Below are 13135 nucleotides of genomic sequence, written 5' to 3'. Positions count from 1 at the left end.
TCGACAACCTTTCTTCTTTTACAAAGTAAAGAAACAGAGCAGGTGCTACTCTGTTTCATCAATAATTTCAAGAAGCCGTTTTTTATTCTGTTTGATTTGTTTTTTCCGAATTGAATCCGGCCAGTACTCTTTTCTGACAAACTCAGCAGGCGGCAGCGGAGTTCTGACGGAATGATATGAATCATCCAGGCCGCTTACCAAAAGGTGGGCGTTTGTTCCGCCAAAACCGAAAGCGCTGATGCCCGCCCTCCGTTTTCCATCCTTCCAGCTTCTCAGCTCTGTATTCGGATAAAAAGGCGACTTTTCAAATTCAAAGCGGGGATTTGGCGTTTCACAATTCAATGTAGGCGGAATTTCCTTATGCCATATTGATAAAATCACTTTAATGAAACTTGCCGCTCCGGCAGCGCTTAATAAGTGTCCGATATTGGTTTTTACACTTCCTACTCCGCAAAATTGCGTTTTGTTTGTGTCTCTTCGGAATACTTTTGTCAGAGCCTGAAGCTCAATCGGATCTCCAATCATCGTGCCTGTGCCGTGAGTTTCGACGTAGCTGACTGATCCGGGAGTGATATCGGCTTTTTCAAATGCATCTTGAATAACCTGCTCTTGAAGCTTAGGATTCGGGGTCGTAATTCCCATTGTCGCACCGTCGTTATTAATAGCTGATGCTTCAATGATACCGTATATCCGATCTCCGTCAGCTTTCGCTTTCTCCAGCGGTTTTAACAGAACAGCGCCAAAACCCTCTCCGGGTACAAAACCGTTTGCCCTTTCATCAAAAGTAAAACACTGACCGTCCGGCGAAAGAGCTCCTCCTTCTGTTAACATCAGGTAAGGAATTTCATCCAAAAGCAGATCCGCCCCTCCTGCCAGCGCCATCTCTGAATCACCGTTTTTTATGCTTTGGCAGGCTAAATGAATGCTGACTAATGAAGAAGAACAAGCGGTATCAGAAACCATACTTGGACCGTGAAAATTAAAGAAATGCGACACATGTGAAGCAATAAAGTTTTGACTAAGCCCGACGATGTGGCTGCTGCTTTCTTTCGGCAGTTTGTGACCGTAACCGCCCATTCTGGAACCGACAAATACGCCGACTTTTTTTCCCGATAATTCCGTTTCTTCATAACCGGCATCCCGTACAGTCTGTACACTCGTTTCTAAGAAATGCCTTATCAGCGGGTCCGTTTGGATGGCTTTCTCCTCTTCCATGCGGAAATACTCCGGATCGAAGCTGCCGATTCCATTGATAAATCCTCCCCATTTGCTGATGCTTTTTCCCTTTTGTTTGACCGGAGAGTAATTTTCTTCTATATTCCACCGGGAATCAGGTACTTCTTTAATATGATTCTTCCCTTTTCTCAGATTGTCCCAAAATTCCTCTTTATCAGCCGCTCCCGGGAACTTACATCCGATTCCGATAACAGCTATCTTTGCAGAGGAAGCCGTCTGCGGTTCTGTATTTCGGCTCGTCACAGACTGCATATCTTGCTGATTGCTGCTTTGAGAATCAGTCTGTTCGATTTGTTTCTTCAACGGCGGCGCCGTCTTACCTATATATTCCGCAAGACCATGAATCGTGTTGTGTTCAAGAAGCACAGTAGGGTCAATTTTTTTCTGAATCATTGCTTCTATTCGATGTATAATGCTGACAAGAAGTATAGAATCCACACCGTATTCCTGAAAATCCGTATTTGGGTTAAGCTTTTCAAGGGGAATGCTCAATTCCTCGGCAAATACGGCAGAAAGTTCACTGACAAGCCCTTCTGAATGATCAAAAGTGACGGGAGTCTCCTGTCTTCGGACTGGAACCGAAACTCCGCCGGTTTTATTGATGTTCAGGAGACTGTCTGCATGAAACACTGTTCCTTTTTTCACGATAGGAATGATATTGGCCGATTTTCTCTCCAGTGCATGATACAAAATCGCCAGTCCTTCCCGTGTGGATAGAGAGTCCAGTCCCAATTCATCATATAAAGGACTCGTCACAGTACCCATTCCGACTTCTTTCCAGCTCGGCCAATTGATGGACGTGAAATACGTTCTCCCCTTTTGAAAATGATAAGCCGCGAAATAGTCCATATATGCGTTTGCAGACGCGTAATCAGTCATTCCTTTCGACAGTTTGGGTGACTGTGCTGCAATTGATGAAAATAGAATAAAGAAATCCAGCGGCCTATTATTAAAAATCCGCTCCAAATTCTGAAGTCCAGTGACTTTCGGCCCGTACACCGTCTTAAATTCACTCATTCTTTTATGAATAAATGCCGGATTTCCGCCGCTGTGCAGTCCGGCACAGTGTATGACACCGCTTATATCTTTAAATTCAAGGCTTACTTGGTGAAAGAATGAACGCAGCTTCTCTTCATTTGTGAGAGAACCGCTGTAATACATATAGTTGACACCTTTCTCTTCAAAACTTTGAAACAGTTTTATATTGCTGACTGTCTTTTCGTCCTGTCTGCCCTCTTTCAGCAAATGATCCCATTCACTTCGCAAAGGTAATGGACGCGTACCCGTCAGCACGAGTTTTTTCACTCCCCGTTTCACCAAATCTTCAGCTATTGCTCTGCCAATGCCCCCTGTCCCGCCGGTAATCACGATGGCTTTATCCGCAGGAAATGAAACAGGCTCGCCGGTATGGATTCTTTCTTCTTCAAAATACGGAACATATCTGACGCCGCTGCGGTAGCATACTTCATTCTCTCCGGTACATTGCCTTTCATTCTTAAAGATTTGTTTCAGCTCATGCGTTTCTTTCATGCTGTCTATATCTATTGTTTTCACATGAACAAAGCCGTATTCCGCAGAAAGGGCTTTCAGAAAAGCCGCTGATTCTGCCCCCGTCAGCTTTGGTTTTTCCGCTTTAAATACCTGCAAGCCATTGGTGATTTGTAAAATGGATAATGGTGTTTCCTTTTTACTCCGCTTAATTATTTCTTGTATAAATAAGAATTTACCATATGGGATGCCGTTCTGATTTTCACTCTGGTTTCCGATATCTGAGAAATCAAATATATTTTCGACCTGCCGCTCACCGCCCGAGAAGATCTCACGGATAACGGCGTATGCGTGGTTTTCATCTAATAAAGAACACTCAAACATTTGATCAGAGTGTTTTATAAATGAAGAGTGATGTTTGATGACAATCAGATTCTCCTGATCTATATCCGAACAAATGGTGCGGGCAATTGATTCTGTGTCTTGATTTACAAATGCTACTGTCAGTCCGTACTCTTTTGTTTCGGATGGATTTACAAACGGATTCTCCCTCCATTTTTTTTGCAAATGATGTTGAAAAGAATGCTGAGGGATCTCTGTCTTCTCAGTCCTGGACGGAACCCAATAACGTTCTTTTGCAAACGGATAAGTCGGAATTGAGATCCGTTTACCCGGCTGCTGTAAATGTTGATGAACGGATTTCCAGTCGATATCCGCCCCCCAAACCCATAATTGAGCCAGCTTTTCCGCTTCACCGTTCTCAATAATGGTCTTTACAAACAATTCACCTGCTGTGCCTTCCGTTAACGCCTTCATTTTTTCAGCGTATGCATCTGATTGCTGATGAACATATACGCCTGGAACTTGCTTGTCACCGCGGCAAAACTCAAATAATTTATCTTTCATTTCTTTAAGAGACGTACCGGTAATCGCCGCTCTGGCCTCCATCGCTTCTCTGCCCGATTGTGTAGTGTATGCCAGATCCCGTAAAACGACGCTTTCCGATTGGCTGCCTTCCATCACTTCATTCGGGAACAGGTTTCTTATCGCTCCGGCATATTCCTTCAATAAGTATTCAGTAACCGCTTGAATGGAGGGGCAATCAGTTAATTCATACATCGTGAGTTCAATATGAAACATTTCGTTAATAAAATCCGCCATCCGACTTAATTCCAAAGGCCCTACGCCAAATTCACTCAGGTGATCAGCAATATTAATTTCTTCCGGATGGATATGAAGCAATTCCGAAACAAACGGTTTGAGTACTTCATACACCTTTTCTCTCATATCAGGCTGCTTATCCTTTACTTCAGGACTTAGTGAACGTTGGATAAAATCTCTCATGTTTTCGGCATACTCAAGAAGACGTTCATTGTCTTTGGCAGATAACAGGACAATATGCGGTTCGTTCTCAACATGTTCTGTTGAGACGTTTGTTTCTTCATATTCTTCTATAATGATATGAACGTTCGTTCCTCCCGCTCCGAATGAGCTGATCCCCGCTCTTCTCGGAACAGTTACTGTTTGTCCGTTTTCCTGCAGTTTCGGTTTCTTCCAATCTTGCAATGACCGCTGTACATAAAAGGGAGATGCTTTAAAATCGATATTTGGATTCAACGTCTCCGCATGTATGGAAGGAAACAGTTTTTTCAGTTTCATTTGCAAAAGAACCTTTGTCAAACCGGCAATTCCCGCTGCGGCCTCAAGATGGCCGATATTTGATTTGACAGAACCGATGGAACAATATTGAGTGTGCTCCGTAAATTCCCGAAACGCTTTTGTTAACCCGGTGATCTCAATCGGGTCTCCAAGAGAAGTTCCCGTTCCGTGAGCTTCAATATAACTAATTGTACGAGGGTCAATACAAGCTTTCTGAAGCGCTTCCTGTATCAGTTCAGACTGACCATTTGGATTAGGAACCGTAAAACCGTTTGTTCTCCCTCCGTGATTGACCGCTGTCGCTTTAATCAGCGCATAAATATGATCTCCGTCCCTTACCGCTTCCGCCGCCGGCTTTAAAAGTACGGATCCCACTCCTTCTCCCGGTACATAACCGTCACCGCCCTCGCCGAATGTCCGGCATCGGCCATCACTTGCAAAGAAGCGGCTTTGATTTAATAATGTATATTTATTGGGATGAAGCGTAAGATTGACCCCGCCCGCAACAGCAAGTGTGCTTTCTCCTCTTCGTATACTTTCACAGGCTAAGTGAATGGCGTTAAGAGAGGATGAACACATTGTATCAACCGCCATACTCGGCCCCTTAAAGTTAAAGAAATATGATATTCTGTTTGCTATTGCAGAAAATGGAGACCCGACGGCCAGTTCATTTCCTTTAAGTGATTCTTCAACGCCGAAAAATTGATAGCTTCCATATGTGACGCCTGCAAATACTCCGACCTTTTTGCGGGTCAGATCTGAAGGTTTATAACCCGCATCCTCTATGGTATTGTACACTGTCTCTAAAAAGAGACGTTCCTGAGGATCAAGAAAAGCCGCTTCTTTCGGTGATATCCGGAAAAATAAAGGATCAAACCGGTCTGGATTTTTCAGAAAACCTCCCCACTTATAGCAGCTTCCCTCCAGCATTTCTTTCCGATCATCAGGAATTTCGCTTACGCAATCCCGTCCATTCATCAGCACATTCTGGAACTCCCTGATGTTTTCCGCACCCGGGTATCTGCCGCTGACACCGATAATGGCTATATCAGCAGAAAGGGGATCGGCCGCAATGTGCTCTTTTGAACCTTCTCCTTCAGAGCGTACCAGCGCTTTTGTTTCCACTGGTTTTCTTTTTGGCTTTTTTTGATATGAGACAAGTTCAGATGTGCCGGCCGGTTTCAGCAGTTTCATCATTCGTTCGCTGTGATGACTCAGGAAATATTCAGCTAACTGAGATATTGAATGATATTCAAAAAATAATGTTTTCGACAATCTGCCGATACTTTGCTCCAGCTTTTTGGTCAGACGCATGATCATTACTGAATCAATGCCGTATTTCTCCAGGTATTGTTTTTCATCTATGAGTGAGACCGGTAATTTCAATTCCTCTGACATTATATTTTTCAGATAACTGATGATATTTTGTCTTAATTCATCGTTTTGCAAATCGGCATCTTCCTGCTGGTCTGAATGTAAGCTGATTGTGCCGGCACGCTTCAGCACATCCTCAATCTTTTCTTTTCGGCCTTTCAGGGCAATCAGCTGTTCAGATGATTGACACAAGCTGTTCTCCAGAGCCTGTATTCCGTCACCGTCATCTAACGGGTCAAGACCGAGTTCCTGTTTCATATAGGATATTCCTTCATCGTCAATATTCATCCCGCCGGAAGTCCATAGCGGCCAATTGACTGACACTATCCTTTCGGCAGACTCTTTTGCGGTCATAACTGCTGCATACTGATCCAAACAGGCATTGGCGAAAGCATAGTCACATTGGCCGGCTGAGCCGAAGACTGCCGATGTGGATGAAAACAAGACAAGTAATTCAACTTTCATTTTTTTGATTTCTTCCGCCAGCCACAGCGTGCCATAAACTTTCGAACCTGTGACTTGATCAATTTCTTCTTTTGTCTTTCTTAAGATAAAAGAGTCACGGAGTACGCCGGCACTGTGAAATACTCCATGTAAGGTGCCGAACTGCTCTTTTGCAAAAGCAAACATCCGTTCAGCATCACTTTGTTTTGAAACATCAGATCGGATATATTCAACTGTTGAACCTGAACTTCTTAAATATTCGATCTTTTTCTCCTGCTCTTCAGTTAAATCAGAGCGCCCCGTCAATATGAGATTCGCTTTCCATTTTTCCGACAGATGTTTTGCCAGAATATAACCGAGACCGCCCAGGCCTCCTGTAATCAGATAATTCCCATGATGTTTCAGCGGCTGGGTTAAATCGAATGAGCCGGCTTTATTATAGCTTTTCGTAAAACGTCTGCCGTTTTCATAGCGCACTTCAAAATGGATATCCCGTTTTTCGTCACACTCTCTCTGATATATATCCGCTATTGCTGGAAGAGCGGCTCCCGCACCCTCTGATTGCGTAATATTGATAATCTGATAGTGAAAATTGGGGTGTTCCTGGTGAACGGTTTTCACCAATCCGCCGAGAGCATGATGCAGCGGCAGTTGTTCTTTATTCTCTGTTTGAAAAATATGCGTCAGCTTTATTATCTTTTTCCATTTTAGTTCAATCAGCGCCTGTGTAATATACAGAAGAGAAAACAATCCGTTTTCCAATTGTTTCTGTATACCTCCCTTACTCATGTCAGCCTGAGAATCAGACCACAAGTGAAGAATCTTTTCGGGCAGCTGATAATGATCATGAATGTATCGGAACAGCTTTAGATAATCGTGTTTTTTCACGTGGTTCATACAAATCGTATCATCATGTAAAACAGCAAATTCTTTTCCGCGGATGACAAACAAGAGAGTACAGCCCTTAAACAAACCGCTCAATTCTTGTATTTGCCGTTCATTTTCTGCAAAAATCAGGAGCAATCCCGTCAAGGGTACGCTCTTCTTATTCGGAATGAACGATTCTGTCCATTCCGGCTTGTAATAAAAAAGCGGATGGTTCGATGCCCGTGATTTTTGATTCTGAATGGATGTCACACGGGCATAACCTTCGTCAGCCGACATTTGTCCTGTTTGAATCAGATCAAGAATATCGCTGATTTGTTCACGTTTTCCGTTCATCATTCTTCCCCCATTAATTGTTTCAATACAGCCTTCTGATCAATATCATTGGTTTCCAATTGACGCAGGAGACGAATGAGTTCATCGTCCGTCTGAACAGTGTCTTTTTCATGACCATATCTGAATCTCACATCTCTGCACTCCGCCAGAATGCTTCCGTTTCCATCTGTAAATGTCATATGACACGTTACATCACGGCTGTTCTGCCGGTTCTCTTTTTGAGTATAGACATAAAAACTTTGAGCGAGAGGCTGATAGACATCCGCCGCTCCCATTCCGATCAATTCCGGGAAGGTTTCTCCGCTGACAAAAAACGCACTGGCTTGAATCGCGGACTCAAGCGCTTCAGGAGAGATCGTAAAATTCTCTCTTTTTGCATAAAACTCATCCGGCAATGAATGAAGCGACAGCATTCCGTCACTGTTTTTCGCTGATTCAATGACAAAAGGCGCTTCAGCAGGATGTTCAGTCATTTCTGATTTGACTTCAGCAATATCAAGCGCTTCAGGAAGCATACCGCTTTCAGGCTTAACAATATGCGCATTTCCCCTGGCAAGACGTACTTTATTCTCATTTTTTGTGTTTGCATATATGTCAAACCGCGCAAAGTCGCGCTCAGGCGTCAGCGTAATCATCAGTTCCCGTATATCAGTTATTCCGTTCATGCTTTCGGTCCACAATAAATCAGTCAATGTTTGAACTGGTTGTCCAAATGCCGCCGCTGCATTGACGATAGCCATTTCAGCCAAAGATGCATAAGGGAAAAAGGACACGTTTCCTTCAGACAGACTTAGTACGAACGGATGATTACGGGTGATTTTTTTCGTGAAACTGAACTGATTAAAATCGGACGTGTTACTCCCCAAGAAAGGGTGACCCGGCTTACTCATATCCGCTGAAACAAGTGCTTCCCCTTTTTCCGCTATCCAATACCGCTGTTTGATCAGCGGTTGTCCCGGAATAGAAATCCTGCGAGCATTCCGATTCACCTCAAAAGTCTCCCAATCTATCTTTCTTCCATTTACCCATTTGGATGCTGCTTCGGCGTAATCTGAACAAACGTGAGACATTTCATTGTGAACTTCTGATTCGAATGTATTACCGGTATAGCTTAAGCTGCTTTTTTCACCCCTGGTATAAGCTGAAAGCTCTTCAGCAATGACCCGCCCGGAATCTGCCACTATCGCCAGCCGTTCTTCCATATGATCGCGTCCCGTCTGAAGTGTATAGGCAATATCCTGAAGACGCAGTTTATGATTGTTATCCTTCGATTCATTTTCTGATAGAAAATCAGCCATAACCTTCGCATATTTTATCAGCCGTTGCTTGTCTTGAGCCGATAAAACAAAGATCACTCGGCCGCTTTGATGATTAAAAGCTTTTGGCGGCTCATACGCTTCCAATATAAGATGCGCGTTTGTCCCTCCTGCCCCAAAAGCGCTTACCCCGGCTCTCAAAGGATGAACAGTATTGCTGTTTTGCGGAATATTCCATTCAGCCGCTTTCCGCTGCACTTGAAAAGGAACCTGATCAAAATCTATAAACGGATTAACAATATCGGAATGCAGAGAAGGAACAAGCTGCTTATTCTTCATTTGGAGAAGCACTTTCGTTACCGCAGCGATTCCTGCCGCAGATTCTAAATGTCCGATATTTGATTTAACCGAACCGATGGCGCAAGGATGGTTCAATTGATAGGAATCTTTCAGTCCTTGAATTTCAATCGGATCGCCTAATGACGTACCCGTTCCATGCGCTTCAATATAATTGACGGTATTCGGATCAATGTCAGCTTTACGAAGCGCTTCTGAAATGACCTCCGCCTGCGCATCCGGATTCGGTATGGAATACCCGCTCGTCTTTCCTCCATGGTTAACGGCGCTTCCCTTAATCACACCGTATATTTGATCTTGATCTTCTATTGCTTTTTTTAATGGTTTTAACAATACGGCCCCGACTCCCTCTCCGGGAACATAACCGCTTCCATCTTTTCCAAAACTCCGGCATCTGCCGTCACTTGATAGAAACTGTCCCATGCTGAGGAACTTATATTTATTCGGATGTATTGACAAATTCACTCCGCCGGCTAATGCCATATCGCTCTCTCCGCAATGTATGCTTTGGCATGCGTAATGAATAGAGGTCAGTGATGAAGAGCACATTGTATCCAGAGCCAAACTCGGACCTTTTAAATGAAAATAATAAGACACCCGATTGGCAATTGAAGAATAGACGGACGCCGGCGAGAAAGCCACTCCATTTTCTTCTCCTTCAAATAGTTGATATTGGCCCCACATTGCACCGACAAATACACCGACTTTCATCTTTTCCAGCATGTTTCTCGGGTACCCTGAGTCTTCAAAACAATGTTTGGCCGTTTCTAAAAAGAGCCTTTCCTGGGGATCCATAAGTTCTGCTTCCCTTGGGGAAATATGAAAGTAAAGCGGATCAAATTGATCGGCTCCGCTGATAAAACCTCCCCACTTGCTGTAAGACTTCCCTTTCATATCTCTGTCTTCGCTGAAGAAATCATCCATATTCCAGCGGTCAGGCGGGATTTCTGTAATACAATCTTTTCCGCTCTTTAAATTCTCCCAAAATTCAGGTAAGTCTTCAGCCATCGGATACTTTCCGCTTAATCCGATAATGGCAATGTCCTCATGCCTTGTATCAGCTGTTTCATTTATTTGGATCTCACGGCTTTCATCCTCTATGAAGGTATCTTGAAGTGCAGATTCCAATTTTTCTTTGTCACCTTCAAACACGATCAGCTGTGGTGCGTTCAGAGAGAGTGAATCTTGAAAAGCTTTGATCCCATTGGTTTTACTAAGAGGAACCATACCGATTTTTTGTTTCATCCATTTTTCAGTTTGTTTATCCACTTTCATGCCGCCGTCTTCCCATAGCGGCCAGCCGATGGCTACTGAGACGCCGGAGCGTTCTTTTTTCCGCCTCATTCCTTCACGCCACTCAGCGAAAAGATCGATGAAGCGGTTGGCCAATGCGTAATCCGTCTGTCCGATATTCCCGTACATCGAGGTGCTTGATGAAAACATCACAAAGAAGTCCAAAGGTTCGGTTTGCAGCAAGCTGTCCAATAAGACCGTCCCATTTATTTTCGGAGCGATCACTTCCTGAATTTCATCTTTTGATTTTTGAATCAATAAAGCGTCGTGCGTCACACCGGCACTGTGTATCACACCGTTGATTTCTCCGAATTGCCTTTTAATGGTTTTTATGATTCGCTCTGCATCACGGCTATCTGAAAAATCACCTCTTATATATTGAACCGAAGAACCGCCTGCTTTCATTCGGCTGATTTTGTTCTTTTTGTCTTCCGTAAGTTCAGAACGGCCCGCTAAAATAATATTGGCTTTCGTTTGGGCTGCGATATGTTCTGCAAATATAAGGCCTAAGCCGCCGGCCCCTCCTGTAATCATGTATACTCCGTTTTCTTTAAAGGAGAAATCTGAGTTTGGAGCCGGTTCTGCTTCCCGTAAGGCACGGACCCAGCGCACATTTCCTTCATAATAAAGATCGGTTTCTCCCGGATGCGCTTCCGTAGATTCGACTCTGATGATTTCAGCTGTAAGTTCCGGCAACGATGACTTGTCTGAAACTGATATCCCGATTGTCTTAAGGGCCAGTTTCGGGTTCTCAAGCACAATAGACTGCCCTGCGCCATGGACTGAAGCGTAAAGCGGCTGATCATTTTTATGATCCGCCGGATAAAGGAAAAGCGATACAACCTTTTTTTCCGTCTTGCTGCGCATCAATGCCCGGCTGAAAAAGAATAGCGGGTAAGCCCCCTTAGAAAGCTGTTCACTTATTTTTTCCGGGCCGGCAAATGACCCTTCCGGCCACCCGTAAACCACGGTGTCGGGCATTTGCCCCCTTTTTTTCAGATCAGCTGCAAGCCTGTCAAAGTGAGCTTCCTCCCTGTGATCTATCTCATAAACACCGTCTCCGTGATAGGAGAAACGATTCCCTGATAAAACGAGAATGATCTGTGTATTTTCGAATCCATTTTCAGCATTTTCCCGCATAAAATGAAAAAGCTCTCTGTCATATTGAAACAGCAGGCATGTTCTTTTCTTTTTATTTCCGCAATTCGGGTCCCAAGCGGCAGCCTTTTGTCTCCAATGCGGCGTTAAATAGGTCAGAGCCGTATGATTCTCTCCATGATGAAGAGGGAGGTCTTTTTCAACGGAAGTTTTTTCGCCGCTCTCTGCAAAATAGTTTGCAAGTTTTTGAATCGTCGGATACTCAAACAATAAAGTAGGGTACAGTTCCCTGCCTGTTTTCTCTTCCAGTGCCTTTACGGCTTGCATAAGTGTTACGGAATCGAGGCCTTGTTCATAAAAACCTTTTACAACAGAGAGTGTTTCAGGGGCAGTCCCTTTGATATCTGCGATCAGCTGCTGAATGTCTCCTTCTGTTATAAGAGCGGAAAGATTTTCGTTCATACTTTCTTTCATGTCAGGCTTTTCAGCCGGTTGATTTCGCGTTAAGAAATAACTGGACATTCTTTGATTTTCTTTAATATACGCGGCGAGTTCCCGGATCGTTTTCTGCTCAAACAGGAGTGTAGGATACAGCTGTTCCCCTGTTTTGTTTTCAAGTTCTTTAACAATGGCAAGCAAAGAAGCTGAATCCAGGCCCTGTTCATAAAAACCAATGTCTGTCCTTATGTCACGCAGATCTATATTTGAAACCCCGGATATTAATTCTTTAAGGTGTGTCTCGATGCTTTCGCTTCGATTTATGATTGAATCTTTTCTGATCAGGCTGTCTTTTGGCTGAGAAGCCGCTTCAGTTTCCAAACGAGTCTGCTTCAGGTTTTCAATTAAATCTTTTGAGCGAATATGTTTCACAGACAGCCGCGTAAAATAAGCGATCATCTCCCCGTATGCATCGTACAAACCGTAGCTTACTTGGATGACATCCCCTGAATCATGATTTTGGTCTTGCTTCTCTATGTACACATAACACCTGTCTTCCAGGCGCTTCGTCATACGGAAAGATTCAATATGAATGGGAATATACGTTTTCATCCGGCTTGCCGGAGATCCTTGTGTAAAATATTCGGGACATGCCTGATAAAGGATCGATATGATGGTAGACGCATCAAGAAAAGTGGGATGCAATTGAAAATAGCCGGTATATTGATTGGCAATTTGGCTGAGCGACAACTCTGCAAGTACAGAATGATCAGACGCATAAACCTTCCCCAGACTCTTCATAAATTCAAAATGCTCTATATCAACCTTTTTTAAATAGTCATAACATATCTCCATATCGGCTTCACGGACGGAGGCATGTTTGATTTCATCGATATGAATTGAACTCATGCTTTCCGGGAATTTCTGCATGAGCCTGCAGGTCATATTCTCATCCCAGCTTTCATCCAGGATGCGGTCATCTTTTACCTTTCTGCTCTTCGCCTGAATTTCCCATCCCTGTTCCAATCCCTGAAAACGGATGCGGATTTCTCTGTCAAAGGTATCCGATGTTGCTACAGGTTCCAAATACAAAATATTCTGACATTCGAGTTCTTCAATAGGCAAACCTTTGCTCAGCGCCATACGGTATATCATATCTAAAAATGTGACACCGGGTATAATCCGGGTGCCATGCACCCGGTGATCCCTGACAATATAGTCCGTATGTTTAATTGTTAATGTGAACTGATAGTTTTGATTACTGGCCACCT

General features: G+C 43.7%; 2 protein-coding genes. Both read right to left on the bottom strand.

What is annotated here, in order from left to right; all coding sequences use genetic code 11:
- Positions 1-45: 45 nt before the first annotated feature.
- Positions 46-7422 carry a type I polyketide synthase gene (locus NYE42_RS07400; protein WP_352426867.1) on the bottom strand — a complete coding sequence of 2459 codons (7377 nt, stop codon included), beginning with the start codon at positions 7420-7422 and terminating at the stop codon, positions 46-48.
- Positions 7422-13133, bottom strand: coding sequence for an SDR family NAD(P)-dependent oxidoreductase (locus tag NYE42_RS07395; RefSeq protein ID WP_352426866.1), 5712 nt, complete (start codon positions 13131-13133; stop codon positions 7422-7424). Before NYE42_RS07395 ends, NYE42_RS07400 begins: the two co-directional genes overlap by 1 nt.
- Between the last annotated feature and the right edge of the window lie 2 nt (positions 13134-13135).

The sequence above is a fragment of the Bacillus sp. FSL K6-2865 genome (assembly GCF_040311405.1).
GTDB lineage: Bacteria > Bacillota > Bacilli > Bacillales > Bacillaceae > Bacillus > Bacillus velezensis.
Note: the sequence above shows the minus strand (reverse complement) of the source record. Positions and strands in the feature narration are given on the sequence as shown.

Bases quoted from the DNA above. Each gene is read 5' to 3' on its own strand.
- NYE42_RS07400 (WP_352426867.1), bottom strand. From the start codon at position 7,422: ATGAACGGAAAACGTGAACAAATCAGCGATATTCTTGATCTGATTCAA.